The sequence below is a fragment of the Microbulbifer echini genome (assembly GCF_041447225.1).
Classification (GTDB): domain Bacteria; phylum Pseudomonadota; class Gammaproteobacteria; order Pseudomonadales; family Cellvibrionaceae; genus Microbulbifer; species Microbulbifer echini.
The window spans coordinates 48,731-75,259 of sequence record NZ_JBGMEL010000015.1 but is presented as its reverse complement, the minus strand read 5'-3'; the positions used below and the strand labels follow the sequence as shown (position 1 = coordinate 75,259).

General features: G+C 52.6%; 32 protein-coding genes. 24 read left to right on the top strand and 8 right to left on the bottom strand.

Annotated features, from left to right (window positions below; translation table 11 throughout):
• The first annotated feature begins 10 nt into the window (after positions 1-10).
• From rplX to ACCI51_RS14860, 18 genes are all read left to right on the top strand, one after another.
• Entirely contained in the window at positions 11-322 is a 312-nt protein-coding gene (gene rplX / locus ACCI51_RS14945; protein ID WP_108731661.1) for a 50S ribosomal protein L24, read from the top strand.
• Positions 323-352: 30 nt separating this feature from the next.
• Entirely contained in the window at positions 353-892 is a 540-nt protein-coding gene (gene rplE, locus ACCI51_RS14940) for a 50S ribosomal protein L5 (RefSeq protein WP_299584130.1), read from the top strand.
• 9 nt (positions 893-901) lie between these two features.
• Positions 902-1,207, top strand: coding sequence for a 30S ribosomal protein S14 (gene rpsN, locus ACCI51_RS14935; RefSeq protein WP_152451155.1), 306 nt, complete (start codon positions 902-904; stop codon positions 1,205-1,207).
• 40 nt (positions 1,208-1,247) lie between these two features.
• Complete coding sequence (gene rpsH, locus ACCI51_RS14930) at positions 1,248-1,640, top strand: 30S ribosomal protein S8 (protein WP_299584133.1); 393 nt, start codon at positions 1,248-1,250, stop codon at positions 1,638-1,640.
• Positions 1,641-1,652: 12 nt separating this feature from the next.
• The gene (gene rplF, locus ACCI51_RS14925) at positions 1,653-2,186 is read left to right on the top strand and encodes a 50S ribosomal protein L6 (RefSeq protein ID WP_299584136.1); all 534 of its coding nucleotides are present in this window, start codon (positions 1,653-1,655) and stop codon (positions 2,184-2,186) included.
• A 13-nt stretch (positions 2,187-2,199) separates the two neighbouring features.
• A complete protein-coding gene (gene rplR / locus ACCI51_RS14920; protein WP_299584140.1) occupies positions 2,200-2,550 on the top strand; it encodes a 50S ribosomal protein L18 in 351 nt (116 codons plus the stop codon).
• Between the two features lie 10 nt (positions 2,551-2,560).
• Positions 2,561-3,067, top strand: a complete 507-nt coding sequence (gene rpsE / locus ACCI51_RS14915) for a 30S ribosomal protein S5 (protein ID WP_073277521.1) — start codon at positions 2,561-2,563, stop codon at positions 3,065-3,067.
• 38 nt (positions 3,068-3,105) lie between these two features.
• Positions 3,106-3,291, top strand: a complete 186-nt coding sequence (gene rpmD, locus ACCI51_RS14910; RefSeq protein WP_299584143.1) for a 50S ribosomal protein L30 — start codon at positions 3,106-3,108, stop codon at positions 3,289-3,291.
• Between the two features lies 1 nt (position 3,292).
• Positions 3,293-3,727 carry a 50S ribosomal protein L15 gene (gene rplO / locus ACCI51_RS14905; RefSeq protein ID WP_299584146.1) on the top strand — a complete coding sequence of 145 codons (435 nt, stop codon included), beginning with the start codon at positions 3,293-3,295 and terminating at the stop codon, positions 3,725-3,727.
• Positions 3,728-3,738: 11 nt separating this feature from the next.
• On the top strand, positions 3,739-5,085 hold the full coding sequence (gene secY / locus ACCI51_RS14900; RefSeq protein WP_143729412.1) for a preprotein translocase subunit SecY: 1,347 nt from the start codon (positions 3,739-3,741) through the stop codon (positions 5,083-5,085).
• A gap of 41 nt (positions 5,086-5,126) precedes the next feature.
• Positions 5,127-5,243, top strand: a complete 117-nt coding sequence (gene rpmJ / locus ACCI51_RS14895; RefSeq protein ID WP_010133825.1) for a 50S ribosomal protein L36 — start codon at positions 5,127-5,129, stop codon at positions 5,241-5,243.
• Positions 5,244-5,591: 348 nt separating this feature from the next.
• Positions 5,592-5,948 (top strand): 30S ribosomal protein S13, encoded by a 357-nt coding sequence (rpsM, locus tag ACCI51_RS14890; protein ID WP_020411405.1) that lies wholly within the window; start codon positions 5,592-5,594, stop codon positions 5,946-5,948.
• Positions 5,949-6,035: 87 nt separating this feature from the next.
• Complete coding sequence (gene rpsK, locus ACCI51_RS14885) at positions 6,036-6,425, top strand: 30S ribosomal protein S11 (RefSeq protein ID WP_143729411.1); 390 nt, start codon at positions 6,036-6,038, stop codon at positions 6,423-6,425.
• 15 nt (positions 6,426-6,440) lie between these two features.
• Positions 6,441-7,061, top strand: coding sequence for a 30S ribosomal protein S4 (rpsD, locus tag ACCI51_RS14880; RefSeq protein ID WP_299584149.1), 621 nt, complete (start codon positions 6,441-6,443; stop codon positions 7,059-7,061).
• A 44-nt stretch (positions 7,062-7,105) separates the two neighbouring features.
• Complete coding sequence (locus tag ACCI51_RS14875) at positions 7,106-8,110, top strand: DNA-directed RNA polymerase subunit alpha (RefSeq protein ID WP_299584152.1); 1,005 nt, start codon at positions 7,106-7,108, stop codon at positions 8,108-8,110.
• A 123-nt stretch (positions 8,111-8,233) separates the two neighbouring features.
• A complete protein-coding gene (rplQ, locus tag ACCI51_RS14870) occupies positions 8,234-8,620 on the top strand; it encodes a 50S ribosomal protein L17 (RefSeq protein ID WP_299584155.1) in 387 nt (128 codons plus the stop codon).
• Positions 8,621-8,692: 72 nt separating this feature from the next.
• Positions 8,693-8,947 carry a YeaC family protein gene (locus tag ACCI51_RS14865; protein WP_299584157.1) on the top strand — a complete coding sequence of 85 codons (255 nt, stop codon included), beginning with the start codon at positions 8,693-8,695 and terminating at the stop codon, positions 8,945-8,947.
• A gap of 160 nt (positions 8,948-9,107) precedes the next feature.
• On the top strand, positions 9,108-9,743 hold the full coding sequence (locus ACCI51_RS14860; RefSeq protein ID WP_371844304.1) for a hypothetical protein: 636 nt from the start codon (positions 9,108-9,110) through the stop codon (positions 9,741-9,743).
• A gap of 57 nt (positions 9,744-9,800) precedes the next feature.
• On the opposite strand, the gene ACCI51_RS14855 is transcribed toward ACCI51_RS14860, so the two are convergent.
• The 6 genes from ACCI51_RS14855 to uvrA all read right to left on the bottom strand — a co-directional run bounded on the left by ACCI51_RS14855 (position 9,801) and on the right by uvrA (position 17,671).
• Positions 9,801-11,255 (bottom strand): pectin acetylesterase-family hydrolase, encoded by a 1,455-nt coding sequence (locus ACCI51_RS14855; protein WP_371844302.1) that lies wholly within the window; start codon positions 11,253-11,255, stop codon positions 9,801-9,803.
• A gap of 362 nt (positions 11,256-11,617) precedes the next feature.
• Positions 11,618-12,595: a 5-oxoprolinase subunit C family protein gene (locus ACCI51_RS14850; RefSeq protein ID WP_371844301.1), complete on the bottom strand. Its 978-nt coding sequence runs from the start codon at positions 12,593-12,595 to the stop codon at positions 11,618-11,620.
• Positions 12,592-13,350 (bottom strand): 5-oxoprolinase subunit PxpB, encoded by a 759-nt coding sequence (pxpB, locus tag ACCI51_RS14845; RefSeq protein ID WP_371844299.1) that lies wholly within the window; start codon positions 13,348-13,350, stop codon positions 12,592-12,594. The genes ACCI51_RS14850 and pxpB overlap by 4 nt, the downstream gene beginning before the upstream one ends.
• The gene (pxpA, locus tag ACCI51_RS14840; RefSeq protein WP_299584172.1) at positions 13,347-14,096 is read right to left on the bottom strand and encodes a 5-oxoprolinase subunit PxpA; all 750 of its coding nucleotides are present in this window, start codon (positions 14,094-14,096) and stop codon (positions 13,347-13,349) included. Before pxpA ends, pxpB begins: the two co-directional genes overlap by 4 nt.
• A gap of 44 nt (positions 14,097-14,140) precedes the next feature.
• On the bottom strand, positions 14,141-14,758 hold the full coding sequence (locus ACCI51_RS14835; protein ID WP_299584175.1) for a hypothetical protein: 618 nt from the start codon (positions 14,756-14,758) through the stop codon (positions 14,141-14,143).
• Positions 14,759-14,845: 87 nt separating this feature from the next.
• Positions 14,846-17,671 (bottom strand): excinuclease ABC subunit UvrA, encoded by a 2,826-nt coding sequence (gene uvrA, locus ACCI51_RS14830; protein ID WP_299584178.1) that lies wholly within the window; start codon positions 17,669-17,671, stop codon positions 14,846-14,848.
• A 160-nt stretch (positions 17,672-17,831) separates the two neighbouring features.
• Between uvrA and ACCI51_RS14825 the strand changes: the two genes are divergently transcribed.
• The 4 genes from ACCI51_RS14825 to ACCI51_RS14810 all read left to right on the top strand — a co-directional run bounded on the left by ACCI51_RS14825 (position 17,832) and on the right by ACCI51_RS14810 (position 22,128).
• Positions 17,832-19,238 carry a mannose-1-phosphate guanylyltransferase/mannose-6-phosphate isomerase gene (locus tag ACCI51_RS14825; RefSeq protein WP_371844297.1) on the top strand — a complete coding sequence of 469 codons (1,407 nt, stop codon included), beginning with the start codon at positions 17,832-17,834 and terminating at the stop codon, positions 19,236-19,238.
• Positions 19,239-19,331: 93 nt separating this feature from the next.
• Complete coding sequence (locus ACCI51_RS14820) at positions 19,332-20,513, top strand: MFS transporter (protein WP_299584183.1); 1,182 nt, start codon at positions 19,332-19,334, stop codon at positions 20,511-20,513.
• A 158-nt stretch (positions 20,514-20,671) separates the two neighbouring features.
• Complete coding sequence (gene ssb / locus ACCI51_RS14815) at positions 20,672-21,262, top strand: single-stranded DNA-binding protein (protein WP_299584186.1); 591 nt, start codon at positions 20,672-20,674, stop codon at positions 21,260-21,262.
• Between the two features lie 14 nt (positions 21,263-21,276).
• Positions 21,277-22,128, top strand: coding sequence for a sugar nucleotide-binding protein (locus ACCI51_RS14810; protein ID WP_299584190.1), 852 nt, complete (start codon positions 21,277-21,279; stop codon positions 22,126-22,128).
• 69 nt (positions 22,129-22,197) lie between these two features.
• Here ACCI51_RS14810 and fabB read toward each other — a convergent pair whose 3' ends face one another.
• Both fabB and fabA read right to left on the bottom strand, forming a co-directional pair.
• A complete protein-coding gene (gene fabB / locus ACCI51_RS14805) occupies positions 22,198-23,421 on the bottom strand; it encodes a beta-ketoacyl-ACP synthase I (protein ID WP_299584193.1) in 1,224 nt (407 codons plus the stop codon).
• Positions 23,422-23,487: 66 nt separating this feature from the next.
• Positions 23,488-24,012, bottom strand: coding sequence for a 3-hydroxyacyl-[acyl-carrier-protein] dehydratase FabA (fabA, locus tag ACCI51_RS14800; RefSeq protein WP_299584196.1), 525 nt, complete (start codon positions 24,010-24,012; stop codon positions 23,488-23,490).
• Positions 24,013-24,287: 275 nt separating this feature from the next.
• Here fabA and galU point away from each other — a divergent pair, with 275 nt between their 5' ends.
• Complete coding sequence (gene galU, locus ACCI51_RS14795; protein ID WP_299584199.1) at positions 24,288-25,136, top strand: UTP--glucose-1-phosphate uridylyltransferase GalU; 849 nt, start codon at positions 24,288-24,290, stop codon at positions 25,134-25,136.
• Complete coding sequence (locus ACCI51_RS14790; protein ID WP_299584202.1) at positions 25,137-26,486, top strand: phosphohexomutase domain-containing protein; 1,350 nt, start codon at positions 25,137-25,139, stop codon at positions 26,484-26,486. It begins immediately after the preceding gene.
• Positions 26,487-26,529 lie beyond the last annotated feature (43 nt).

Sequence of the window (26,529 nt, the reverse complement as noted above, 5' to 3'; positions counted from 1 at the left end):
GAGAAGAGTTATGCGCAAGATCAAGCGTGACGACGAAGTGATCGTTATCGCCGGTCGCGACAAGGGCAAGCGTGGTTCAGTACGTAAAGTACTGAACGACGGTCGTCTGATTGTTTCCGGCATACAGATGATCAAAAAGCACCAAAAGCCAAACCCGCAGATGGGTATTGCAGGTGGCATCGTTGAAAAAGAAGCGGCTATCCAAGCTTCTAACGTAGCCATCTTTAACCCTAACACCCAAAAAGCTGACCGGGTGGGCTTTAAAGTACTGGAAGACGGCACTAAGATTCGCGTCTTCAAATCCAGCGGCGAAGCCATCTAAGGCTCTTGACGCAAAAGCAGGTTGGTAGACATGGCAAAGCTTAAAGAGCTCTACAGTAAGGAACTCGCGCCCAAGCTTAAAGATGAGCTGGGTCTCGAGAATGTGATGGCAGTGCCGCGCATCACCAAAGTCACCATCAACATGGGTGTTGGTGAAGCGATTGGTGATAAGAAGGTACTGGAGCACGCTGTCAGCGATATGACAGCAATTTCAGGTCAAAAACCCATCGTTACTAATGCTCGCAAGTCTATTGCGGGCTTTAAGATTCGCGACGGCTGGCCGATCGGTTGTAAGGTAACTCTGCGCGGTGAGCGTATGTATGAGTTCCTGGAACGTCTGATCGACATCGCGATTCCACGTATCCGTGACTTCCGTGGCATTAGCCCGAAGCAATTCGACGGCCGTGGTAACTTCTCTATGGGTGTAACCGAGCAAATCATCTTCCCGGAAGTTGACTACGACAAAGTAGACAAGATCCGCGGTCTGGATATTTGTATTACAACCACAGCCGCAAACGACGATCAAGGTCGTGCGCTGCTGAAAGCGTTCAACTTCCCTTTTAAGGGTTAAGAGGATTCCATGGCGAAGAAATCCATGATTGCGCGTGAAAATAAGCGCGCTCGAACCGCAGCTAAGTACGCCGAGAAGCGTCAAGAGCTGAAGGCGATCATCGCCAGTGCCACTGCTTCTGAAGAAGAGCAGTGGGAGGCTCAACTCAAGCTGCAAAAAATGCCGCGCGATGCAAGCCCGGTACGTCAGCAACGTCGCTGCCGTATCACTGGTCGCCCCCACGCTGTTTACCGCAAGTTCGGCCTGTGCCGTAACAAGTTGCGCGAAGCCGCAATGCGTGGTGATGTTCCTGGCCTCGTGAAGTCCAGCTGGTAATTACCAGCTGGTTTAAGGCAGATTTGAGGAGTCTCATAAGATGAGTATGCAAGATCCGTTGGCAGATATGCTGACTCGCATCCGTAACGCCCTGGCGCGCGGAAAAGCGGAAGTCACCCTGCCTTCATCCAAACTGAAAGTGGCGGTAGCTAAAGTCCTGAAAGACGAAGGTTACGTTACTGATTTGACTGTAAGTGAAGGTGCCAAGCCGGAGCTGACCGTTGCCCTGAAATACTTCCAGGGCAAGCCGGTTATCGCCGAACTGAACCGCGTATCCCGTCCGGGACTGCGTGCTTACACTGGTAAAAAAGCTCTACCAACCGTACGCGGTGGCCTGGGTATCGCGATCGTTTCCACCTCTAACGGTGTGATGACTGATCGTGCTGCGCGTCAGGCCGGTGTCGGTGGTGAAGTGCTTTGCACCGTATTCTAAGCGGGGGTCACAATGTCTCGAGTAGCAAGTAATCCGGTAGTTCTCCCCGCAGGTGTTACCGTTGACCTGAAAGGTCAAAACATCGCTGTTAAAGGCGGTAGCGGTAACCTGGATATGGTTATTCACAGTGATGTAGAAGTAGGCCAGGCTGATAGCCAGCTGACTTTTGCCGCGCGCAATAACTCCAAGCAGGCCAGGGCACTCGCGGGTACTACCCGTGCACTGGTCAATAACATGGTGATAGGCGTAAGCGCTGGCTTCGAGAAGAAGCTGAAGTTGCTGGGTGTTGGTTATCGTGCGAAAGCCGCCGGTAAAACGGTTAACCTGACCTTGGGCTTCTCCCATCCGATCGATTATCAGTTGCCGGAAGGTGTGACTGCGGAAACGCCATCCCAGACTGAAATCGTACTCAAGAGCAGCAATAAACAGCTGCTGGGCCAAGTGGCCGCTGAGATCCGCGCGTTTCGTCCGCCGGAGCCCTACAAAGGTAAGGGTGTCCGTTATGCCGATGAGCGTGTGTATCGCAAAGAGGCCAAGAAGAAGTAAGTAGGGCATAGATATGAACGTTAAGAAAGCATCTCGCTTGCGTCGTGCACGTCGTGCCCGCGCCAAGATCAGTGAGCTGGGCGCCGTTCGCCTCACCGTGAACCGTACTCCGCGTCACATGTACGCACAGATCCTGTCTGCCGAAGGCAATGCGGTATTGGCATCCGCCTCTACCCTGGACAAGGACCTGCGCGAGAGTAAAACCGGTAACATCGACGCCGCTACCGCGGTTGGCAAATTAATCGCCGAGCGTGCCAAGGCTGCTGGTGTTGAAGTTGTTGCCTTTGATCGCAGCGGCTTTAAGTACCATGGCCGTATCAAGGCCTTGGCTGATGCCGCTCGCGAAGCCGGTCTGAAATTCTAAGGGTTGAGTTATGGCTAGAGAGAAAGACAAAAGCAACGACGAAGGCCTGCAGGAGAAGCTGGTCCAGGTCAACCGCGTTGCCAAGACTGTTAAAGGTGGTCGTATCTTCGCCTTTACCGCACTGACCGTAGTTGGCGACGGCAACGGCCGTGTCGGTTTCGGACGTGGCAAGGCGCGTGAAGTGCCTGTCGCGATTCAGAAGGCGATGGAAGCTGCACGCCGCAACATGATCCAGGTAGATCTGAATGGTGACACCATCCAGTACGCTACCAATGGTCGTCATGGTGGTTCCAAGGTTTACATGCAACCAGCCTCCCAGGGTACCGGTGTAATTGCCGGCGGCGCTATGCGCTCCGTACTGGAAATGGCTGGTGTACACAACGTATTGGCCAAGTGCTACGGCTCCACCAACCCGGTGAACGTAGTGCGCGCAACCTTTAAGGCTCTGGATCAAATGCAGAGCCCGGAAGATGTCGCTGCCAAGCGTGGTAAATCAGTCGAAGAGATTCTGGGCTAATCACAGCTCGGATTTAAGGTTATTGGTGGGTTAAGACCATGGCTAAGAAGACCATTAAAGTCACCCAGACCAAAAGCACCAACGGACGCCTGAAAAGCCATCAGGCGTGCGTTGCGGGTCTGGGCCTGCGCCGCATCGGCCACACAGTGGAAGTGGAAGATACTCCTTCCGTGCGCGGTATGATCAACAAAGTAAACTACCTGATTAAGGTTGAGGGGGAATAACATGCGTTTGAATGACCTGTCTCCCGCACAAGGCCACAAGCACAGCGCCAAGCGCGTTGGCCGTGGTATTGGTAGTGGTTTAGGTAAGACCGGTGGCCGTGGCCACAAAGGTCAAAAGTCACGCTCCGGCGGCAGTGTTCGTCCGGGCTTCGAGGGCGGTCAGATGCCTTTGCAGAAGCGTCTGCCTAAGTACGGTTTCACCGCTCGTGTTTCTCGCTTCACCGCAGAAGTACGTTTGGCAGAGCTGGCCAAGGTAGAAAGTGACGTAATCGATTTGGCAGCGCTGAAGAATGCCGATATCATCGGCGGCCATATCAAACGCGCCAAAGTGTTTCTCTCAGGTGAGCTTAGCAAAGCTGTTACCGTAAAGGGCCTGGGAATCACTAAAGGTGCAAAGGCGGCTATCGAAGCTGCTGGCGGTAAAATAGAAGACTAATCGAGGCGCCAATGGCACGACCAGGATCCGGTGGAAATCCCCTGGGCAACAGCAAGGGATTGGGCGAGCTCTGGGCTCGCCTTCGTTTTCTGTTTCTAGCGATACTTGTTTATCGACTGGGGACACATATTCCGGTGCCCGGCATTGATCCGGAAAAGCTGTCGAATCTGTTTAACCAGAACCAGGGAACGATCCTTGGTCTGTTTAACATGTTCTCAGGCGGCGCCCTGGAAAGGATGAGTATTTTGGCTCTGGGCATCATGCCCTACATCTCCGCATCCATCATTATGCAGTTGATGAGTGCGGTGACTCCCTCTCTGGAGGCTTTGAAGAAGGAAGGGGAGGCCGGAAGACGTAAGATCAACCAGTACACCCGCTATCTGACGGTATTGCTGGCCCTGATACAGGGTATTGGCATGACTTTCGGACTGGCAGGGCAAAATCTGGCTTACTCATCTGAGCCCGCGTTTGGTTTTTACTTTGTGGCGGTAACGTCACTGGTGACCGGTGCTGTATTCATGATGTGGCTTGGTGAGCAAATCACCGAGCGCGGTGTTGGCAACGGCATCTCCATGCTGATTTTTGCCGGTATCGTAGCTGGCTTGCCCGGCGCCATCGGACAGGCCTTTGAGCAGGCACGGCAGGGTGAGTTGCATATTCTTATGCTGCTTATCATCGGTGTGATTGCGTTGGCTGTGGTGTTCTTTGTAGTGGTGATGGAGCGCGGGCAGCGTCGAATTACCATCAACCACGCCAGGCGTCAGGCCGGTCGCTATTCCGCAGCTCCGGCTGCACAGGCGAGCCATCTGCCTCTGAAGGTAAATATGGCCGGTGTTATTCCGGTTATTTTTGCCAGCAGTATCCTGCTGTTTCCGGCTACGCTGGCGCAGTGGTTTGGTCAGGGTGGTGAGGGTATCGGTGCCCAGATCCTGCAGTGGATGGCCTTGCAGCTAGGTCCAGGACAGCCGCTGAACATTATTCTGTTCGCACTGCTGATAGGTTTCTTCTGTTTCTTCTACACGGCGTTGATGTTTAACCCGAATGAAGTTGCGGATAACCTGAAAAAGTCTGGTGCCTATGTACCTGGTATCCGTCCAGGTGAGCAGACAGCTCGCTATATCGATAGCGTACTGACCCGACTCACCCTGGTTGGTGCTGTGTATATCGCACTGGTATCCCTGCTACCGCAGTTCCTGGTGGTTGGGTTTAACGTTCCCTTCTATCTGGGGGGTACCTCGCTGCTGATCGTTGTAGTAGTAGTGATGGACTTTATGGCACAGGTGCAATCGCATTTGTTGTCACACCAGTACGAAGGCTTGATGAAAAAAGCGAACCTGCAAAGCTACGGTCGTCGCTAGTGCGTCACCTGCTCGCAGTTTGATTGAATTGAGGTAAGGTCATGAAAGTACGCGCTTCTGTAAAAAAGATCTGCCGTAACTGCAAAATCGTACGTCGCAAGGGTGTTCTGCGGGTAATCTGCAGCGCTGAGCCGCGTCACAAGCAGCGTCAAGGCTAATAGGGGCCAGCCCCTTACAGGATACGCCCAATGGGGGTATCCTGTAGAAGCTGGAAGAATTCGCCATCTGTTACAGCCCCGTTTCAGGTGGCAATACCTCAGAGAATTTCGATGAGGTCGGAGGTCAGTCCAAAGGGTGGACCTCCAACTAGGGGGCGTTGACTGTCGTCCACAGCCGTTTCGGGAGGCCGAAGCGGTCGTGGGCTATTGCAAATTAGTGTCTAAAAAGCTATTCTTGCGCGCCTTTTTGGTGGCGCCGTCGGTTTTTTAGTCGCTGTCAGCGCCGAAATCAAAGTAGAGTCACATACTTATTTATAGCAGTGGCTCCAATACGTGGAGTACGCCTCTATGGCACGTATTGCTGGTGTCAATGTACCAGACCACAAGCACGCCGTGATCTCCCTGACCCACATTTATGGGGTAGGTCTCACTAAGTCAAAGTCAATTTTGGCAGCGGTTGGTATCGCTGAATCCACCAAAATCCGCGACCTGTCTGAAGAGCAGATCGAAACCATCCGCGGTGAAGTTGCAAAACTCACTGTAGAGGGCGACCTGCGCCGTGAAGTATCCATGAACATCAAGCGTTTGATGGACCTGGGTTGCTATCGCGGTCTGCGTCACCGTCGCAGCTTGCCGCTGCGTGGTCAGCGCACCAAGACCAATGCTCGTACCCGTAAGGGTCCGCGCAAGCCGATTCGCAAGTAAGCCTGATTAAGGCGCGATATCGCGGTTTAACAAGCCCCTTTCCGGTGTAAAGCCGAGGGGATTTGATACAGGATTTAGGATACTGGTATGGCTAAGCCAAAAACTACTGTTCGCAAAAAGGTCAAAAAGACCGTTGTTGACGGTATTGCCCACATCCACGCATCGTTCAATAACACGATCGTGACGATCACTGATCGCCAGGGTAATACTCTCAGCTGGGCCACCGCAGGTGGATCTGGCTTCCGTGGCTCACGTAAGAGCACCCCGTTTGCAGCCCAGGTTGCCGCTGAGCGCGCAGGAACTGCAGCTCAGGACTACGGCCTGAAAAACCTTGACGTAGAAGTAAAGGGCCCCGGCCCCGGTCGCGAATCTGCTGTTCGCGCACTGAACAACTGCGGCTACAAGATCACCAACATCACCGACGTGACGCCAATCCCGCATAATGGTTGTCGTCCGCCCAAGAAACGTCGCGTGTAAGAGGGGGCTGATAAAATGGCACGTTATATTGGACCAAAATGTAAACTGTCCCGTCGTGAAGGGACTGACCTGCAGCTGAAGAGTGGTGTTCGTCCACACGACTCTAAGTGTCGCGCAGAATCCAAGCCCGGTCAGCATGGCGCTGGTCGTGGCCGTCTGTCCGACTACGGTATCCAGCTGCGCGAGAAGCAGAAAGTTCGTCGTATCTACGGCGTACTGGAAAAGCAGTTCCGCAACTACTATAAGGAAGCGGCGCGTCTGAAGGGTGCAACTGGTGAAAACCTGCTGCAACTTCTGGAAAAACGCCTGGACAATGTGGTTTACCGCATGGGTTTCGGATCAACTCGCTCTGAAGCGCGTCAGCTGGTTTCCCACAAAGCGATTCTGGTAAATGGCACTACTGTAAACATTCCTTCTTACCAAGTGAAAGAAGGTGATGTAATTGCAGTTCGTGAGAAAGCCAAGAAGCAGCTGCGTATCCAGAATTCCGTTTCCCTCGCTGCCCAGCGTGGCGATGTCGAGTGGGTAGACATAAACGCGAGCAAACTGGAAGGCACTTTCAAGCGCATTCCAGATCGTGTCGATCTGCCGGCAGAGATCAACGAAAACCTTATCGTGGAACTGTACTCCAAGTAACAATAACTCCACTTTAAGGAATGCAACTGTAAACAGGTATGGCTATGCAGACTGCTGTCAACGAGTTTTTGACACCGCGTCGTATTGACGTCACCGAGTACAATCAGAATCACGCCAAAGTGGTTCTGGAGCCCCTGGAGCGTGGCTTTGGCCACACTCTTGGCAATGCGCTGCGTCGCATCCTGCTGTCCTCCATGCCGGGCTGCGCCGTCACCGAAGTTGAAATCGACGGTGTCGAGCACGAGTACAGCGCGATTGAAGGTGTGCAGGAAGATGTTATTGAAATCCTGCTCAACCTGAAAGAAATCGCGGTTGTTATGCACGGTAAGGATCAGGCGATATTGAGTCTGAGCAAGAAGGGCGCAGGTGCAGTGACTGCTGGAGATATCCAGGTAGATCACGATATCGAGATTGTGAATCCTGAGCACGTGATCGCCAATATCACTGGTGATGTAGAACTCAACTTACGTCTCACCGTAGCGCGTGGCCGTGGTTATCAGCCGGCTGACGCTCGTCGCGACGAGGAAGAGGAAAGCCGCGCAATTGGCCGTCTGCAACTGGACGCATCTTACAGCCCGGTTCGCCGTGTTTCCTACAGCGTCGAAAGTGCGCGTGTAGAGCAGCGTACTGATCTGGATAAGCTGGTTCTGGACCTGGAGACCAATGGTACTCTGGATCCTGAAGAGGCTATTCGCCGTGCAGCCACTATTCTGCAGCAACAGCTCGCAGTATTTGTGGACCTGGAAGGTGAAAAGGATGCACAGCCGAAGGCTGAAGAGCCCGAGGTTGATCCAGTATTGCTACGCCCGGTTGACGACCTGGAGCTAACTGTACGTTCGGCTAACTGTCTGAAAGCAGAAAATATTTACTACATTGGTGATCTGATTCAGCGCACCGAAGTAGAGCTGCTGAAGACTCCGAATCTTGGTAAGAAGTCTCTGACTGAAATCAAGGACGTACTGGCTTCTCGTGGTTTGTCACTGGGTATGCGTCTGGAAAACTGGCCACCGGCCAGTCTTAAAGGCGACAGCAAATTAAGCCCCCTGTAAGCATTTGGTAGTCGCGGCGATGCCGCGACCAGTAGAAAGAACCCGAGCGGTGCCACAGCTTAGCGCGACACCGCTCCAGAACGACCTGCTGAGACAGCAACTGTGGTCGTAAGGAATTGAGTCATGCGTCATCGCTATAGTGGCCGTAAGTTCAGCCGTACCAGCGCTCACCGCAAGGCCATGTTCAAGAACATGAGCGCTTCTCTGGTAGAGCACGAACTGATTAAAACCACATTGCCAAAAGCCAAGGAGCTGCGTCGCGTCGCCGAGCCGCTGATTACCCTGGCCAAGAAAGACAGTGTTGCCAACCGTCGTCTGGCTTTCGCTCGTATCCGTGACAAGGATGCTGTGCGTAAGCTTTTTGATGAGTTGGGTCCCCGTTACGAAGCCCGCCCAGGTGGTTATATCCGTATCCTGAAGTGTGGTTTCCGCGCTGGTGATAAAGCACCTATGGCTTACGTTGAGCTGGTGGATCGTCCACAAGCTGAAGACGAAGCTGCTGAAGCATAAATTGTTTTAGCAATTGTGCTACGGAAGGCCGGTCTTAGACCGGCCTTTTTTGTATATGCGAGAGAGTTTTGTATGTCATTTGAGCAATTGTTAAGTAATTTAAATCCACAAATTGTCGCAAGCCTGCGACGAGCCATTGAGCTGGGAAAGTGGCCTAATGGGGTTGTGCTTACCACTGAGCAGCGTACTCTTTGCGCAGAGGCTGTGGCCAACTGGGAGGCTCGCAATCTGCCGAAGGAGCAGCAAGTTGGTTATGTTGCTCCGAAGACTACAAAAGAGCCCTGTGTGGGTAAAAAAGAGGATGAGCAGCCGCTGAGCTGGGTATAGCATTGCTTTCTAATTTATTTTTAGTGATCCCGGCTGGTTTACAGATATTGGCGTGAATGTCTACAGCTGGGACGTTCTTTCCATTCCTGCCCCCCGCTTTCTCTGCTTATATAGTTACCGATAGATAAATATAAAACTCTCATTTGCTCGGTAACTAATTATGAAAAAATTGATATTGCTTGCCGGCGCAGCAACTCTGGCCGTTGTCGGCATTGACCACTACGACATTGATGTACAGGCCAGCGTGGCGAAGGTGCGTCAGTTTATTACCCCTATTGCGGAAAATAGTAAGTTGGCACAGGATATCGCAGAGCGTATACCCTGGTCACAACTTGAAAATTCCGAGATGAGGGAGTTACTAGACCACCCCCGTGTAAAGGCATACCTAGATCAGGAGCAGGCAAAACAGGCATTGAAAGATTACTTCGCCAATCTTGGTAACCTGTCCAGTAAGCAGGCTTGGGATGCCATTGAGCAGGTAGAAGATGAAAACCGGGTAACTGGTTATGAGGCACTCTCTTTAAAGTTGGCATGGCTGGAAAAAAATAGCCTCAATGAGGCAGAGTTCAAGCAGCGTGCCGAAGAGCTGTTTAATATCTATCGCGAGCAGGCGCAGTCGGTAATCAGTCGCTATGATCCGCATACCGAAGTACCGGGTTTCTCCACTTATAAGGACCTTGAAAGATCCATAGTGGAAGAGGTGCAGCAGATGACCGCTTTTCCGGATGGTATGAGCAAGCATGAGTACCTACGCAAACGTCTGCAAGAAGCACGTGAAACGGTTTACGGTACTTAAATAAATAGCAGTGCTGTTACAAACCAAGTAGCAGCACTGCTTCCTGACTGGCCCTATTTACATGAACAGGCCTATCAGGTCGTAGAACCAATTGCTGTTGTTCTCAAAGTCAGAGACTTCGTCTGTCTCATAGGCGCGAACCATACTGCCGCCATTGTGGTTCACGATATTATTTAGGAAATCCTTCAACTCCAATCCATGTTCGGCAATCTCTCCATAGTGGAGGTCAATAATTGTCGTACAGTGGCTCTCATTCAGGTTGCGAAACATGGGGAAGTAATAACCCCAGTTACTGGTCTGATTCAGCAGTGGAATTAGATTTTCATGGGTATCTTTCTGCCAGCGTTGACGCAATTTACTCAAGCGGGAATCAGCGTTGGGGTCGTTATAGATATCCTCGTAGAAGCGCTCATAGGAATAGGAAGAGAAATTCCCATCCGCGAGGAAATGGGTGATGCCGAGGCGATCAGAAGGGAACTTATTAGATAGTGCCGCGTAAATTGAAGCAAGCTCATTACTGTCAAACCCTGGTGTGAAGGCTTTTATCGCATTGATAGGGTTCTCTTCATTGGGGTCCCCACCTTTTGTGTAAGTGGTCCAGGAATGCAGCACTTCGTTGTGTAACGGCAGCGATGGATACTCGCTAGTATTGTTACTGTCTAGGGGCGCCTGATAAAGTGGGCCAGAATCGTCTATCAAATACCCGTGATCGACATTCATGTCTTCACGAAGCTTTGTGTAATTTAACAGAGCACCAACGCTTCCTGCACTACATCCAGCAGCAAGCATTTGCTTGGGCTTCTGTAAATTATTTTTCACCCACGAAGTAACAGCTTGCACATTGCGTAAGCCATTGTGGTGCCAGATTAAGTCTGGACTCTGACCGCTGCTATCCTCATAGATTTCCGTCTTATCACCAACATAAATATCACCGGTGCAATAGGGAACGTACACCATATTCCATTCACCAGTCTTGAATTGGTTATATGGGTGGTGCGTATAGATAAGTGGAGATACACCCGCTGTAGTGAGGTTATCAAAATTGGTGAAATCCAAAAGATGCACGTTACTCAGGTAGTCATCAGGGATACCATTGGGGTTGCGTGCACCGCGTATGCCTGCCTGGCCAGAGCAGCTCTCGTAATCCCAGCAGGCGCCGCCGCCTTCAAAATAAAAAATGGTATTACTGGTATCAGGCACTCGATAAACAAAGAACTTATAAGGGGAGCCGTTACCACACATAGCGCCACTATTGGCAGGAACATCAATTTTTTGCCAGGTATTGAAATCGCCGGGATCGAAATCATCATTAAAGTTCGGGTCATCCATTGTCAGTGGATACATTCCTTGCGCCTGTTCGGAAGTTACAGGCGCATTGGCGTTGGGCGGGTCAAATAAGTGTTTTAAGGTTGTCCAAAAGTTGTAATCTCCCGGTTCGGCTTGGGCATAGGAGGTAATAAGAAGTGAGCTGGCGATTATAGCTGTTATAAAACCACGGAGAATTTTTATCATTATTAATCCCCTTCAGGTAATTGGTATTTTCTCTCTGGACCAGGCCGTTTTGCAGGCATCGGGGGGTGGTGAATTACAGCCCCGTTATCCGTAAGCCAAGTAGGACACTCGTCCAAATCGCTGTTTTGGTAAAACCCAAAGAGGTTAGTTAATAATGATCTTTCGGTCTAGCTGGAGTTGATAGAAAACTGGCTGGTCAGTCGGGACCGTCCAGTCCAAACCAAATTGGCGAAAATTATTTCTTTAATATTCAAATTATTTTATGAATCGTTGTGTTGTATGAGAAAGGGCGATATTTCTGCGGTGTTTAAGTTTTATTGAGGCTTTCGGCTGACAGAGTTGCTGCCAGAAATGTATTGGTTTCAGAGGGTGAGTGGAGTCTCGTATGTCATCGGAAACTGCTTTTGTAGTTTTTCGAGGAAATACTGTTTTTCTCTCAGGATCTGTCTCGCATCTTCCTGGCTGACTAATAGGAAATTAATTTTATCCTCTGCCTTGAGTTGGCCCAGTCTGTGAATGTCCGATCGAATTACATGTGCGATTCGAGGGTAGCCACCAATGGTTTGTCCCTCTATAAATGAAATTATAGGTTCGCCATCGTTTGGAATTTGGATGCTGCCAGGCTGGAGGCCAGAAGAAATCATGTGTTTTGAAGTCCCACCGAGAGTACCAGAGCTCGGGGTTATCGATGGGAAAAGGCGAATACCCATACGATTACTTTGAGCGGAAATTTGGAAGGTAGACTTGTAGAAATTTTCCACGGTACTTGGGCAAAACCAGTTTTTTTCTGGGCCATCAACGACCCTTAATAGTGGGCGTGCTTGGTAATTCAGGTGAAACTCTTGGTTGAGCTGTGCAGGTTCTGCTATTCGAATAGCCTTGAAAGAAATTTTATCATTGTTTGCGATGGCGCTATTCCCGTGCCCTCCAAATCCGCTAATGAGATGAGTTGCATTACTATTTAAAATTGTTGGAACGCAGATTTTTGCCGAAAAACCAATATAGGCACGAGCACCGTTGATCAATTTTTCGAAATCCAGTATGTCGCCACGTTTTATTTGGAGAACTTTGAAGTTGTCGACGGGTTTATTATTTAAGGAAACTTGGAATCGCGCCCCGGTGATGGCTATGGATATATCATCATCGAATTCAATTCTGGGGCCAATCAGGGTGATTTCCAGCACGGGATTATTTAGTGGGTTGCCCAATAGCAGGTTGGCTATTTTCATAGATAGGAAATCGGCGGCACCTCCTTGGGGAATCCCATAATGCATTAAGCCTGGACGCCCTGTATCTTGGACGCTGGTTTGTAAGCCGGCTCGGATAAAGTGGATACTCATAAAGACGAATCTATGGCGCTTCTACATTGTTCTCGATACGCAATGGCCTCAAATTCCAACTTGTCGATAGAATAGAATTTTATGATATCGAGAGGCTCTGCAATAAAGGGGGAGTTGCTGCTGGGCCGGAATAGCCTGACAGGTGTTTGCCCTATAATCTGCCAGCCACCTGCTGTGGCTTGTGGGTAAATTCCTGTTTGGCTACCACCGATACCAACGGCTCCCACGGGAATTCGTAGTCGAGGCTTTTTCTTGCGGGGGCAGTGCAGCCTGGGGTCCAGCCCACCCAGGTACAGGAAACCCGGTGAAAAACCCAGCATATGCACTAGGTAGCAAGTGGCTGTATGAAGCAGGACTATTTGCTTGGGAGTTAGGCCTGTATGTGTGCTTAACGTATGTATATCCGGGGCAAAGCCCTCTTCATAGCAAACGGGAATTTGAATAATGCGTGAGTCTCTGTCTAACTTTGCGGGGATTTTAAGGTACTTCTGGGTTAATACTCGCAGCTCTTGTGAAAGCGACTCGCTTTCGTGAGTTAGTGGATCAAAACTAATAGTCAGGCATTGGTAGGCGGGGATAAGATCGATAAGGTCGTCGGGGCCCTGTTCCTGGATATATTGTCGTAGCCCAATAATATAGCGACTAAGTTCTTCACTAGGCTCAGCGGAGAAGCGTATATCTAACGCACAATCCCCATTTGCAGTAATGTTAAAGTCGGGCTTCTGCAGGTGGGGTTTGTGCAGGGACAGCGTCACGAGTGTATGCTCAATCCGTGTAGTTGCAGGTAACTAGCTAGTCTCTGCGCAATATTGACTGCTTCTGGATTGTCACCATGCAAGCAAATAGTGTCGACTGAAAACTGAAGGGGAGTACCATGATAGCTTGTGAATCTGCTCCCTCTCGCTAGTGCGACTGCCCGCTCCAGGCAGCTATCTATATCGTGCAGAACGGAGTCCGGCAGGGAACGCGGAACAAGTTGCCCCGTGTTCAAATATTGTCGGTCTATAAAGCCTTCCCGATAAAATAAACGATTTTTCTCGGTGGCGATAGCTTCCATTGCGCCATTGGCAAGTCCGATAATTTTCAGTAAAGGATATTCCCTGGAGAGTAAGGTAATTATCCCCTCCGCCAAATACCGGTTCGTTTCGGCATCGTTATATAAAGCGCCGTGAAGTTTGATATGGTCCAGTTTTGTGTCGAATTTACGTGCAATCTCATGTAGCTGGTTTACTTGCCAGAAGAGGGAGTCTAGTAATTCCATTTGTGAAATAGGTAGGGATTTACGGCCGAAATTGTCCCGATCAGGATAGCTGGGGTGAGCGCCAATCTTTAAATTGTTGAGTAGTGCATTTTCGATAGATCTGGCCATGATTTCGGGAGAGCCTGCATGACCACCGCAAGCTATATTGCAGCGGGATATAAACGGCATGATTCGGGCGTCCTTGTGACAGCTGTGTAAATCATCACCTTCACCCAGATCGCAGTTGATATCAATTTTCACTGTAGCATCCTGCTTATATTTAAGTCGGTTTTATTTCTGAGAAATTACCTGCTGTGTAACTGTTGATTGCTGGGGCAGTGGTCCACTTCCGTAGATATTTTTTTTGAGTTTGATTCATAGCAATTTCCCAGTGGGGAACAGAAACAGGCAGAAATTGAAAGACTCCATCTCTCTCTGTCGAGCTTTTTCCATAGTTCAGAAGTTGCAGTGCCACGGCTTAAGGAATAGAAAGGATACTCTGATTGTGCGGGAACAATAACTTCATTTATTTCCGCTGAAATTTCGAAGCCGTCATCAAGGGGCGGGTGATGAGTGGCAAGCCTTTTATTAAATGTGTCCAGCATTGTTTTATATTCTTCTCGGCAGCAGGCTCTTAGAAAATCATGGGTGCTAGAGTAATCTGTATTTTTGTAGTTGAAGTTAACGGATTTTAGAATTGCAGGTCCGGACCCAGCGTTGTGGAAATTAAAGGTGATTTTGTTTTGATTGCTCTCTTCGTCATAGTTGCCATGGCTAAACTGAATGACTGGCATCGTCATTACTTTGACCTGCTGGTTGGCAGCCCTAGCTTGTAAATAAGTGGCATAAAACGAAGCCAGAGAAATCATAATGGCGCTTATAGCGATAACTAAATTTAAACGGTCGCGATTAAAAAACCTCATATCTTGTCGAACCTATCCAGTAATTTTTCTCAAACAAACCGATAAGAAAGGATGCCGGCTTTTAAGTCGACCTCCTTTCTTGTTCAACTAATTAAGCATCGCTTTTAAAAAGCGCCCGGTATGGGATACATCCATATCTGAGACGTCCTCAGGTGTACCCGCTGCAATAATTTGCCCGCCACCAGAACCGCCTTCAGGACCTAGGTCCACGATCCAGTCTGCGGTTTTTATCACGTCTAAATTGTGCTCGATAACAACAATCGTATTCCCGTGATCGCGCAGGCGGTGCAGAACGTCCAGTAATAATTGAATATCGGCAAAGTGCAAACCGGTTGTGGGTTCGTCGAGGATATATAAGGTTTGCCCGGTATCGCGTTTGGATAGCTCACGGGAGAGTTTCACCCGTTGTGCTTCGCCGCCCGAGAGAGTAGTGGCCGCTTGGCCCAGTTTGATATACGAGAGTCCCACATCTATTAATGTTTGCAGTTTCTTGGCAATCGTGGGGACTGGATCGAAAAATTCCCTGGCATCTTCGACTGTCATATCCAGTACTTCATGGATATTCTTGCCTTTGTAGTGCACCTCTAAGGTCTCGCGGTTATAACGCTTTCCATGGCAGGTATCACAGGGCACATAGATATCCGGTAGGAAGTGCATTTCAACCTTGATCACGCCGTCGCCCTGGCAGGCTTCACAGCGGCCGCCCTTGACGTTAAAGCTGAAACGCCCCGGTTTATAGCCGCGGGAGCGGGCTTCCTGGGTGCCGGCAAAGAGGTCGCGAATTGGCGTAAAAATACCGGTGTAAGTGGCAGGGTTGGATCGGGGCGTGCGCCCGATAGGGCTCTGGTCTATATCTACACATTTATCAAAGTGCTCCATTCCATGCACAGCTTCGTAGGGTGAGGCCTTTAGGGTGGTGGCTTTGTTCAGTGCTGTAGCTGCAAGTGGGTAGAGTGTGGTGTTGATGAGGGTGGACTTGCCGGAGCCGGAAACGCCAGTTACACAGGTGAAGAGACCAACTGGAATTTCCAAGTCTACGTTTTGCAAGTTATTGCCACTGGCCCCTTCGAGTCGCAGCATATAGTCGGGGTTGGCAATATAGCGCTCTTCCGGTATGGCAATTTTCTTTTTGCCAGAGAGGTACTGGCCGGTGAGGGATTTTTTGCACTTGACGATTTTATCCGCGGTACCTGCGGCGACAACTTCACCGCCGTGTACCCCGGCACCGGGGCCGATATCGACAATATAATCGGCGCTGCGAATGGCGTCTTCGTCATGTTCCACCACGATTACAGTGTTGCCGATATCACGCAAGTGGGTGAGGGTATTCAGTAGGCGCTCATTATCACGTTGGTGCAGGCCAATAGAAGGTTCATCGAGGATATACATGACCCCCACTAGGCCAGCGCCGATCTGACTGGCTAGGCGGATACGCTGTGCCTCCCCCCCGGAAAGCGTTTCGGCGCTGCGATTTAGGGTCAGGTAGTTGAGGCCCACATCCACCAGAAAGCGGAAGCGGTCACGCAGCTCCTTAAGAATTTTATCGGCGATTTCTTTCTGCGCGCCTTTAAAGGTCAGTTCGTGATCGAAATAATTGAAGGCGTCGCCCACCGGCAGCTCGGTGATTTGTGCGAGGGTGCGGTTATCCACAAATACATGGCGGGCTTCGCGGCGCAGGCGAGTGCCTTGGCATTCGGGGCACTTTTGTGAGCTCAGGTATTTGGCCAGCTCTTCGCGCACAGATTGGGACTCGGTATCCCGGTAGCGGCGTTGGAAGTTGGGGATAATGCCTTCGAAAGTATGTTGTCGCACAGTGACATCGCCGCGGTCGTTGACGTAACTGAAGTCAATTTCTTCATCGCCGCTGCCTTCCAGGATCACTTTGCGGTGTCCTTTGCGCAGCTTTTTCCACGGCTTGTCGAGGTCGAACCCGTAGTGTTCGGCGAGGGAGTCAAGCATATGGTAGTAGTAGATATTGCGACGATCCCAACCGCGAATGGCGCCCTCAGAGATACTGCTCTCCGGGTCGAGAATCACCTTGTCCTCATCGAAGAACTGCTTTACCCCCAGTCCGTCACAGCTGGGGCAGGCACCAGCGGGATTGTTGAAAGAGAATAGGCGCGGTTCCAGCTCGTCCAGCGAATAGTCACAGACCGGGCAGGCGTGGCGGGCGGAGAAGAGTCGCTCTTCCTGATCGCCATCCATAAAGCTGATAGCGGCGATACCGTCCGTGAGATTCAGGGCAGTTTCGAAGGACTCTGCCAAGCGGAGCTGTAAGTCCTCGCGCACTTTGAAGCGATCAACGACCACCTCCACAGAGTGTTTGCGGCGTTTGTCCAGCTTGGGGGTGTCGTCCAGATCGCAGATAACCCCATCAATACGTGCACGCACAAAGCCATCGCGACGCAGTTGTTCGAACACATGCTGGTGTTCACCTTTGCGGTCTCGAACCACCGGTGCCAGCAGCATCAGTTTGGAGCCCTCCGGTAGGGCCAGTACCTGATCCACCATCTGGCTTACGGTCTGGGCTTGCAGCGGCTCATCGTGCTCTGGACAACGGGGCTCGCCGACGCGGGCGAACAGCAGTCTGAGGTAGTCGTATATCTCGGTAATAGTGCCCACTGTGGAGCGTGGATTGTGAGAGGTGGATTTCTGTTCGATAGAGATCGCCGGCGACAGCCCCTCTACGGTATCCACATCCGGCTTTTCCATCATCGACAGAAACTGGCGGGCATAGGTGGAGAGGGATTCCACATAGCGGCGTTGGCCCTCGGCATAGAGGGTATCAAAGGCCAGGGAAGATTTTCCGGAACCAGACAGTCCGGTAATCACGATCAACTTGTCGCGCGGGATGTCTAGATCGATATTTTTCAAGTTGTGGGTGCGGGCACCCCTTACATAAATCGTGTCCACGCTCTACCTATATTGCTGTTAATACTGGGCCGGGTCTCGGACTTGCTCCGCGCGGGGCGATCACAACTGCGGTGCCGGAAAAACAGGCAAGTATAAACTCGCGACCCAATGTGCCAAAATCGCCTACCGCAAAAAACCAACCGATGAACAGATAATACCGATGATTCCTGTAATTCTTTGCGGTGGCACAGGTTCGCGCCTGTGGCCACTGTCCCGTGAAGCCTACCCAAAGCAGTTTTTGCCGCTGACTGGTGATGAAACCATGCTGCAAGCCACCGCAAGGCGGCTAGAGGGAGTGACACAGCTACAGGCTCCGATTTTAGTGTGCAATGAGGAGCATCGCTTTGCCGCCGCGGAGCAGCTGCGCGAAATCGGTCACGGGGCTCAATCCATCCTGCTGGAACCCTGCGCGCGCAATACGGCACCGGCTATCGCTCTGGCTGCTCTGGCGGCACTGGAATCTGGTGAAGATCCACTTTTGCTGGTGCTGCCGGCCGATCATACGGTGGCAGATGTTGCGGCTTTTCAGCAGGCGGTAAAGCCTGCTCGAACTTTGGCGGAGCAGGGGCATTTGGTGACCTTCGGTATTGTGCCGACGCGGGCCGAGATCGGCTACGGCTATATTCGCCGTGGTGAGGCGCTATCCGCTGATGCCTGGAAAGTAGCGGAGTTTGTTGAGAAGCCGGATGCCAACACTGCGGAGTCCTATCTGGCTCGCGGTGAGTATTCCTGGAATAGCGGCATGTTTCTGTTCCGAGCTTCCCGCTATCTGGAAGAGTTGGGGCAACATCGCGAAGATATTCTCAGTGCCTGCCGAAATGCCTATGAGCGATCGGCGCGGGACCTGGATTTTACCCGGGTGGATAAAACGGCTTTTGCCGCCTGTGCGGATGAGTCGGTGGATTATGCCGTAATGGAACCTACGGAGTCGGCCGCAGTGGTCTCTATGGATGCGGGCTGGAGCGATGTGGGCTCCTGGTTGGGGCTCTGGGAGCTGGCCGAGCGGGATGCCGATAACAACCTGCTACAGGGGGATGTGCTGCTGGAAGACAGTAATGACTGCCTGGTGCGCGCGGAGAGTCGCTTGGTCAGCTTGTTGGGGGTGCGGGATCTGGTGGTGGTGGACACCGACGATGCCCTGCTGATCGCCGATAAGCAGCGGGTGCAGGAGGTAAAGAAACTGGTGGGTAGTCTCAAACGCTCCGGCCGCACCGAGGCCCAGAGGCACCGCAAGGTGTACAGGCCCTGGGGTTACTACGATTCTATTGACGCCGGGCCGCGCTTTCAGGTCAAGCGTATCGTGGTCAAGCCGGGGCAGCAGCTTTCACTGCAGATGCATCATCATCGCGCCGAGCACTGGATAGTGGTGAGTGGCACCGCAAGGGTCACTCGTGGTGATGAGGAGCTTCTGCTTACAGAAAATCAGTCCACGTATATCCCCCTGGGTGTGGCGCACCGCTTGGAGAACCCGGGGACTATCCCGCTGGAGCTTATCGAGGTGCAGTCTGGGAGTTATCTGGGGGAAGACGATATCGTTCGCTTTGATGACGACTATGGCCGCGGCTAGGCGCCGTCGGCGAAAGTTGTGCAGCTTCTGCTACAGCCCGGCGCTCACTCACTGTACAATGCGCGCCCAATTTGACGCTGTTCCGGGAGCTGCATGAATTCCATCGAGCGCCGAGCCCTGGGTGGCCTGGCTTCCCTTTATGTCTTTCGTATGCTCGGCCTGTTTATGGTGCTGCCGGTGCTCACAGTTTATGGTGAGGATTATCGCGACAGCACACCGATGCTGCTGGGGCTGGCGATGGGTGCCTACGGTCTGAGTCAGGCCCTGTTACAAATCCCACTTGGACTTTTGTCCGATCGCTGGGGACGCAAACCTGTTATCTATACCGGTCTGGCACTATTTGCTCTCGGCAGTATCGTCGCTGCGCAGACCGATTCTGTGTACGGCCTGATTGTCGGGCGAATTCTGCAGGGGTGTGGCGCGATTGCTGCGGCAGTGATGGCTCTGGTGGCAGACCTTACTCGGGATGAGAAGCGCGGCATCGCTATGGCGGTGATCGGGGCTTCCATCGGCGTGGCCTTTATGCTGGCGGTCATACTGGGCCCGGCACTTGCGGGTATCGGCGGTCTGCCAGCGATCTTCTGGCTGACGGCGGCGCTGGCTCTGCTGGGTATGCTATTAGTTTGGCGGGTGGTACCGACCCCTCAGGTGGCAAAGCGCCCGGCGGTATTTAGGGGAGGTTTCCGCAAGGTGCTCCGCAGCGGCCTTACCTGGCGCTTGGTTACCGGGGCCTTCTTTTCCCACTTGTTGTTAACGGCGTTGTTTGTGGCCTTGCCACTGGTGCTGATTAATCGTTTGGACTGGCCGGCGGATGAACATTGGAAGCTGTATGGCCCACTGATGCTGGGTACTTTTATCGTAATGTTGCCACTGATGCGCATGGCAGAGCGTGCGGGTAGGGTATCGCTCGCTTTGAATCTCGCGTGCGTAGCCCTGGTAGCGGGCAGTGCAGCGTTGCTGCCGGTGAATGGATCTGTAGCAGTAGTGCTGCTGCTAGGTGTTTTCTTCACAGGCTTTAATTTACTGGAAGCACTGTTGCCCGCACAGCTGACTCGCAAGGCGCCAGAGGATGCGCGCGGTGTGGCCTCGGGTTTGTACGCCACTTTGCAGTTTTTTGGCACCTTTGTCGGCGGCAGCCTGGCTGGATACCTGTATGGAATCGGTGGCGCTAGCGCGGTGGCGGGGCTCGGTTTTGCGGTGCTGATGATTTGGATGTTGCTCTGGTGGGTCCTGCGTGAACGCGCACCGGGCGCTCGAGAGGGTAGTGCTTACTAACAGCCGATGTCTGTTGTATGCTGCTGTACAAAAATACACCGGTCGCTGCTATGGCGGCCGCGCATTCGCACATTTTGGGTGCGAGTAAAACTATATCGTAATTAACTTTTGAATGATTATTGCTCCGGGGAGACCCGGGTCGAGGAGAGGAGAGGGCCATGGCCAGGGGTATCAACAAAGTAATTCTAATTGGCAATCTGGGTAATGATCCGGAAACCAAATATATGCCTAGTGGCGGTGCGGTAACCAATGTCAGTCTGGCCACCAGTGAGAGCTGGAAAGACAAGCAGACCGGCCAGCAGCAGGAACGTACCGAATGGCACCGTGTAGTGTTTTTCAATCGCCTGGCCGAGATTGCCGGTGAATACTTGCGCAAGGGCTCTAAAGTCTACATTGAGGGCTCGTTGCGAACACGTAAATGGCAAGACAAAACCTCTGGCCAGGACCGCTTCACGACGGAAATCGTAGCCAGTGAGATGCAGATGCTCGACGGTCGCGGTGAACAGGGCGCTGGATTTGGCCAGGGTATGGGCGGGGCTGCAATGGGCGCCGCTGGTATGGGTGGTCAGATGGGGCAGTCTGGAGGTCAGGGCGGTTACGAGCAGCAGGGCGGTTTCCAACAAGGTGGATATCCACAGGGGGGCCAGGGGCGTCAGGCACCGAATCCCCCGCAGCAACCAGCCCAGCAGCCGAATCAGGCCTCTGCCGGTGGTTTCGATAACAGCTTTGACGACGATATTCCGTTCTAAAACAGGCGAGTCCTGTGTCAGATCTACATACCGGGTATAAGCCCGATCGGGTTGCGCTCATTCGCGCCGGAAATGAGATTGACGGCGCACTGCAGAAACGTCTGCAGCGCGCCGGTTTTCGCATGCAACAATTTGGCCCAAATGAGCTCGACCAGCTGCGTTCGGCCTCTATCGTTATCAATGCTTCGGCCTGTGCCGATGATCAGGGGATGCCGGAGTCTCTACAGGTAGCCAAGTTGCTGGCTGAGGGAAGTTACCAGCAGATTATTCACCTCTCCTCCTATGCCGTCTTTGCCGGCGGCGAACCGAGAAGATATGACGAAGATGAGGTGGCGGCACCGGAGACACGCAGTGGCCGGCAGTGGTTGGCCTGCGAGGAGGCCCTGGCTGGCTTTGAAAACCTGACTGTTTTGCGTTTTGGTTGGATGGTGGATAGCAACCGCGACGCCCTGCTGGGGCGGGTGTTACGCGGCTTCGTGGCGGGCGAGCCGGTCGCTCTGGACGGGCTCAATAAAGGCAACCCGGTTACCGCCCTGGACATGGCGCGTGTCACTGTGGCGGTGGCGCAGCAGTTGGCCAGCGGTGCTGGGGGACGGGGAGTTTATCACTACGGTAGCTCGGACAGCTGCACCGCCGTGGAATTTGCTCTGGAAGTCGTGGAGCGAGCGCAATCTTTGTACGATGAAGGCCGGTTTGCACAGTTTAGCGCTCTAGAGACTGGGCCGGATCAGCGGGACCGCGGGGTAGTATTAGCCTGTGGCAAGTTGCGTGATGTTTTTGGTATCCAGCAGCATAGCTGGCGCCAGGGGCTTACCCGTCAAGTCGAGCTCTGGCTGGAACGTCTGGATGCGGAGAGGCAGGAATAGTCTTCTTTGTACCTAAATAAAAAGGGCGCCAGATTGGCGCCCTTTTTATTTGTATCACACCTGCGTGTTTTAAATCTTGTCAAATATCAGGCAGGCATTGGTTCCACCGAATCCAAAGCTGTTGGACATGGCGCGTTTAATTTCGCACTCACGGAGCTCCGTAACCAGGTCCATTCCCTCGGCCGCTGGATCGCGGTTATCCACATTGGCAGAGGCGGCAATAAAGTTATTTTGTAGCATCAGTAGGCTGTAGATGGCCTCCTGTACACCGGCGGCTCCCAGGGAGTGCCCAGTTAGGGATTTGGTGGAGGCAAATGCAGGCACCTTGCCGGCAAAGACCTCGCGCATAGCTTTCAGTTCGGCGATATCGCCAACCGGGGTCGAGGTGCCGTGGGTATTGATATAGTCCACGCCGCCCTGGAGTCCCTTGCCATCCATGCCCGCCAGGGCCTGTTGCATACAGCGTACCGCGCCCTCTCCGCTGGGGGCGACCATATCGTATCCATCGGATGTTGCGCCGTAACCGGTAAGCTCGGCGTAGATGGTTGCCCCACGGGCTAGGGCGTGATCCATCTCCTCCAGCACCAGGCAGCCACCGCCACCGGCGATGACAAACCCATCGCGATCGGCATCGTAAGGGCGTGAGGCCTTGCTGGGCTCATCATTGTATTTACTGGAAAGTGCGCCCATCGCATCAAATAGGTGGGTCAGGCTCCAGGCCAGTTCTTCACCGCCGCCGGCAAAGATGACATCCTGTTTACCCATCTGGATTAACTCGGCCCCATGGCCGATACAGTGGGCACTAGTGGCACAGGCGGAAGAAATACTGTAGTTCACGCCTTTGATTTTAAAGGGGGTGGCGAGGCAGGCGGAAACCGTGCTGTTCATCACCTGCGGGACCCGATAGGCGCCGACGCGGCGAACACCTTTTTCTTTGAGGGTATGCGCGGCATCAATAATTTGTTGGGTCGAGGTGCCGCCGGACCCCATCACAATGCCGGTGCGGGGATTGGAGATATCGCTCTCCTCCATACCGGACATTTCGATCGCTTCGCGCATGGCGATATAGGCGTAGGCGGCGGCGTCGCCCATAAAGCGCAGTTGCTTGCGATCGATATGTTCTTTGAAGTCGATATCCACCGGGCCTGCGATCTGGCTGCGTAGGCCTAGCTCCCTGTACTCTTCCTGAAAGCGGATGCCACTGTGACCTGTTCTCAAGGAATCGGTGACGGCTTTTGTGTTGGTTCCGATACAGGATGTGATACCCATTCCGGTAATGACTACCCGACGCATAGTGATCTCCAGCATGACTTGTTGGCAGAGGCCTTTTTGGTTTCTACCAGTATTGGTTTCATAAGGTTAGAAATTATCGGTACGGGTAAACAAGCCTACGCGAAGTTCCTTAGCGGTGTAAATTTCGCGCCCGTCCACAGATACTGTGCCGTCGCCGATCCCCATGACGAGTCTGCGCTCGACAACACGGCTCAGCTGGATGTGGTAGGTCACTTTTTTACTGGTGGGCAGTATTTGACCGGTAAATTTTACCTCGCCACAGCCGAGCGCGCGGCCGTGGCCGGGGTTACCCTTCCAGGCCAGAAAGTAGCCTAGCAGCTGCCACATGGCATCGAGCCCCAGGCAGCCGGGCATTACCGGGTCGCCGGGAAAGTGGCAATCGAAAAACCAGAGGTCGGGCTGGATATCCAGTTCTGCGATCACCTCTCCCTTATCAAAAGCGCCACCCTCTTTCGAGATATGGGTGATGCGATCCAGCATCAGCATATTGGGGGCGGGTAGTTGGGCATTACCCGGACCAAACATCTCACCAGTGGAGCAGGTCAGTAGCTCCTCTCTGTTGTAGCTACTTTTTTGAACAAAATTACTCATCTTTTCCCCGGTTTTGGGTGGTTACGCAACTCATGTTGAGCGTTTTTGTAAGAGCGGGCATTCTAAGGGCTGTGTGTCGCTTGTCCAGTCAGGCAAAATTATTTTTGTGACTGTCGTAGTAATTACCTTCACAACATCTTATATGATCAATTGTGTCGAGCGCTGACACTCTGGACGAATTTGACGTCATCCTTTGTAAGTGAGCCTCTTTTTTAGCTATGTTAGATTCCCGCCGAGCGCGGGGGAGCGCTTGTTTCGAAATTATGGGGGGCGTAATGCTCAAGAAATGTTTATTCCCGGTTGCTGGATACGGCACCCGTTTCCTGCCAGCGACTAAGGCGATGCCGAAAGAAATGTTGCCGTTGGTGAACAAACCGCTGGTGCAATATGGCGTGGAAGAGGCCATTGAGGCGGGCCTGAGCGAAATAGGCTTCGTTACCGGCCGCGGCAAGCGTGCCATCGAGGATCACTTCGACACCAACTACGAGCTCGAACACCAGATTGCCGGGACCGGCAAAGAGCGTTATCTGGATTCCGTTCGGCAAGTGATCGACAGCGCCAGTTTTTCCTATACCCGCCAGGGTGAGATGCGCGGCCTGGGCGATGCCATATTGCAGGGGCGCCGTCTGGTGGGGGATGAGCCATTTGCTGTGGTGTTGGCGGACGACCTGTGCCTGAATGAAGACCTGGGTGTGCTTGGGCAGATGGTGCAGCTGTACAAGCAGTTTCGCTGTAGCATTGTTGCCGTTGAAGAGGTGCCCATGGATCAAATCCACAAATTTGGGGTGATTGCTGGCAATGAAATCAAACCGGGCCTCTATCAAGTAACTGACATGGTGGAAAAACCGGCTGCGGAAGATGCGCCGAGCAACAAGGCGATTATTGGTCGTTACATTCTTACCCCGGATATCTTTGATCTTATTCGCGATACTCCACCGGGAAAAAACGGGGAAGTGCAAATTACCGATGCGTTGCTGACTCAGGCGCGGCAGGGCTGTGTCCTGGCCTATGCCTTTAAAGGACGACGCTTCGATTGTGGATCGGTGGAGGGGTTTATTGAGGCCACCAACCACGTCTATGAAAATGTGTATCTGCCAGAACAGGCGGCCCAGGAGAAAAAATAAGTGTCAGAACTGACCTGCTTTAAAGCCTATGATCTACGGGGCCGTGTGCCCGATGAGCTGAATACCGATGTGGCTTATCGGGTGGGGCGCGCCTTCGCGCAATTCCTGGGAGCGCAGCGTGTGGTGGTTGGCCATGATATTCGCCTGACTAGCGGTGAGCTGACGGATGCCCTCGTGAACGGCTTGCGCGATGCGGGTGCAGATGTATTTCATATTGGTGAATGCGGCACTGAAGAGGTGTACTTTGCCAATTTCCATGGGGATTTTGATGGCGGTATCTGTGTGACTGCCAGCCACAACCCAATGGATTACAACGGCATGAAATTCGTTCGCGCCGGTAGTAGCCCGATTAGCGGTGATACCGGCCTGCTAGATATTAAACGTCTGGCGGAAGAGAACCGCTTTGCTCCAGTAGCAGAGCGCGGTAGCTTGCAGCGCTACGAGCACAGAGCTGCTTTTGTTCAGCATCTGCTTGGCTACATCAATAACAAATCCTTAAAGCCCTTAAAGCTGGTAGTGAATGCGGGCAATGGCGGTGCCGGTGCCCTTGTCGATGTCCTTGCCCCCCATCTGCCGTTTGAATTCGTGCGGGTGCATCACGAGCCTGATGGTAATTTCCCCAACGGAATTCCCAATCCACTCCTGCCGGAAAACCGCACCCCAACGACAGAGGCGGTACGGGAGAGTGGCGCCGATTTTGGTATTGCCTGGGATGGCGATTTCGATCGCTGCTTCTTTTTCGATGAAAATGGCGATTTTATCGAAGGCTACTATGTTGTCGGCCTGCTTGCTGAGGCCTTCCTGCTGAAGAATCCAGGCGCCAAGGTGGTCCACGACCCGCGGCTGCTGTGGAATACAGAGGATATTGTGCGTGCGGCGGGGGGCGAGCCGGTGCAAAGTAAGACCGGTCATGCCTTCATTAAGGAGCGTATGCGCAAAGAGGACGCCATTTACGGTGGCGAAATGAGTGCGCATCACTACTTCCGTGATTTTGCCTACTGCGATAGCGGTATGATTCCCTGGTTATTGGTTGCCGAATTAGTTAGCCGCAGCGGGAAGCCCCTGTCTCAGCTGGTGGGAGAGCGTATGGCCGCTTTTCCTTGTTCAGGCGAGATCAACTCCAAAGTACAGGATGCGGCGGCGCTGTTGAAAGCCGCGGAAGAAAAATATGCTGGGGATGCGCTGAGCGTCGAGCATGTGGATGGCTTGAGTGTGGCCTATGCAGACTGGCGCTTTAATTTACGTATGTCCAATACTGAGCCCGTAGTACGCCTCAATGTGGAGTCCCGCGGGGACGAAGCCTTGATGCGCGAGAAGACGGAAGAGTTGTTAGGGCTAATCCGCTCATAAGCCACAGCCGGTCTCACAGCAGCTTTTGAGCGGTCGATGCCTC

Bases quoted from the DNA above. Each gene is read 5' to 3' on its own strand.
- rpsK (WP_143729411.1), top strand. From the start codon at position 6,036: ATGGCTAAGCCAAAAACTACTGTTCGCAAAAAGGTCAAAAAGACCGTT.
- rplX (WP_108731661.1), top strand. From the start codon at position 11: ATGCGCAAGATCAAGCGTGACGACGAAGTGATCGTTATCGCCGGTCGC.
- ssb (WP_299584186.1), top strand. From the start codon at position 20,672: ATGGCCAGGGGTATCAACAAAGTAATTCTAATTGGCAATCTGGGTAAT.
- rplF (WP_299584136.1), top strand. From the start codon at position 1,653: ATGTCTCGAGTAGCAAGTAATCCGGTAGTTCTCCCCGCAGGTGTTACC.
- ACCI51_RS14835 (WP_299584175.1), bottom strand. From the start codon at position 14,758: ATGAGGTTTTTTAATCGCGACCGTTTAAATTTAGTTATCGCTATAAGC.
- secY (WP_143729412.1), top strand. From the start codon at position 3,739: ATGGCACGACCAGGATCCGGTGGAAATCCCCTGGGCAACAGCAAGGGA.
- rpsN (WP_152451155.1), top strand. From the start codon at position 902: ATGGCGAAGAAATCCATGATTGCGCGTGAAAATAAGCGCGCTCGAACC.
- rpsM (WP_020411405.1), top strand. From the start codon at position 5,592: ATGGCACGTATTGCTGGTGTCAATGTACCAGACCACAAGCACGCCGTG.
- ACCI51_RS14850 (WP_371844301.1), bottom strand. From the start codon at position 12,595: ATGAGTATCCACTTTATCCGAGCCGGCTTACAAACCAGCGTCCAAGAT.
- ACCI51_RS14820 (WP_299584183.1), top strand. From the start codon at position 19,332: ATGAATTCCATCGAGCGCCGAGCCCTGGGTGGCCTGGCTTCCCTTTAT.
- ACCI51_RS14860 (WP_371844304.1), top strand. From the start codon at position 9,108: ATGAAAAAATTGATATTGCTTGCCGGCGCAGCAACTCTGGCCGTTGTC.
- ACCI51_RS14875 (WP_299584152.1), top strand. From the start codon at position 7,106: ATGCAGACTGCTGTCAACGAGTTTTTGACACCGCGTCGTATTGACGTC.
- ACCI51_RS14855 (WP_371844302.1), bottom strand. From the start codon at position 11,255: ATGATAAAAATTCTCCGTGGTTTTATAACAGCTATAATCGCCAGCTCA.
- fabA (WP_299584196.1), bottom strand. From the start codon at position 24,012: ATGAGTAATTTTGTTCAAAAAAGTAGCTACAACAGAGAGGAGCTACTG.
- rpmD (WP_299584143.1), top strand. From the start codon at position 3,106: ATGGCTAAGAAGACCATTAAAGTCACCCAGACCAAAAGCACCAACGGA.
- rplR (WP_299584140.1), top strand. From the start codon at position 2,200: ATGAACGTTAAGAAAGCATCTCGCTTGCGTCGTGCACGTCGTGCCCGC.
- rplQ (WP_299584155.1), top strand. From the start codon at position 8,234: ATGCGTCATCGCTATAGTGGCCGTAAGTTCAGCCGTACCAGCGCTCAC.
- fabB (WP_299584193.1), bottom strand. From the start codon at position 23,421: ATGCGTCGGGTAGTCATTACCGGAATGGGTATCACATCCTGTATCGGA.
- rpmJ (WP_010133825.1), top strand. From the start codon at position 5,127: ATGAAAGTACGCGCTTCTGTAAAAAAGATCTGCCGTAACTGCAAAATC.
- rpsE (WP_073277521.1), top strand. From the start codon at position 2,561: ATGGCTAGAGAGAAAGACAAAAGCAACGACGAAGGCCTGCAGGAGAAG.
- rplO (WP_299584146.1), top strand. From the start codon at position 3,293: ATGCGTTTGAATGACCTGTCTCCCGCACAAGGCCACAAGCACAGCGCC.
- rplE (WP_299584130.1), top strand. From the start codon at position 353: ATGGCAAAGCTTAAAGAGCTCTACAGTAAGGAACTCGCGCCCAAGCTT.
- ACCI51_RS14825 (WP_371844297.1), top strand. From the start codon at position 17,832: ATGATTCCTGTAATTCTTTGCGGTGGCACAGGTTCGCGCCTGTGGCCA.
- rpsD (WP_299584149.1), top strand. From the start codon at position 6,441: ATGGCACGTTATATTGGACCAAAATGTAAACTGTCCCGTCGTGAAGGG.
- rpsH (WP_299584133.1), top strand. From the start codon at position 1,248: ATGAGTATGCAAGATCCGTTGGCAGATATGCTGACTCGCATCCGTAAC.
- ACCI51_RS14865 (WP_299584157.1), top strand. From the start codon at position 8,693: ATGTCATTTGAGCAATTGTTAAGTAATTTAAATCCACAAATTGTCGCA.
- galU (WP_299584199.1), top strand. From the start codon at position 24,288: ATGCTCAAGAAATGTTTATTCCCGGTTGCTGGATACGGCACCCGTTTC.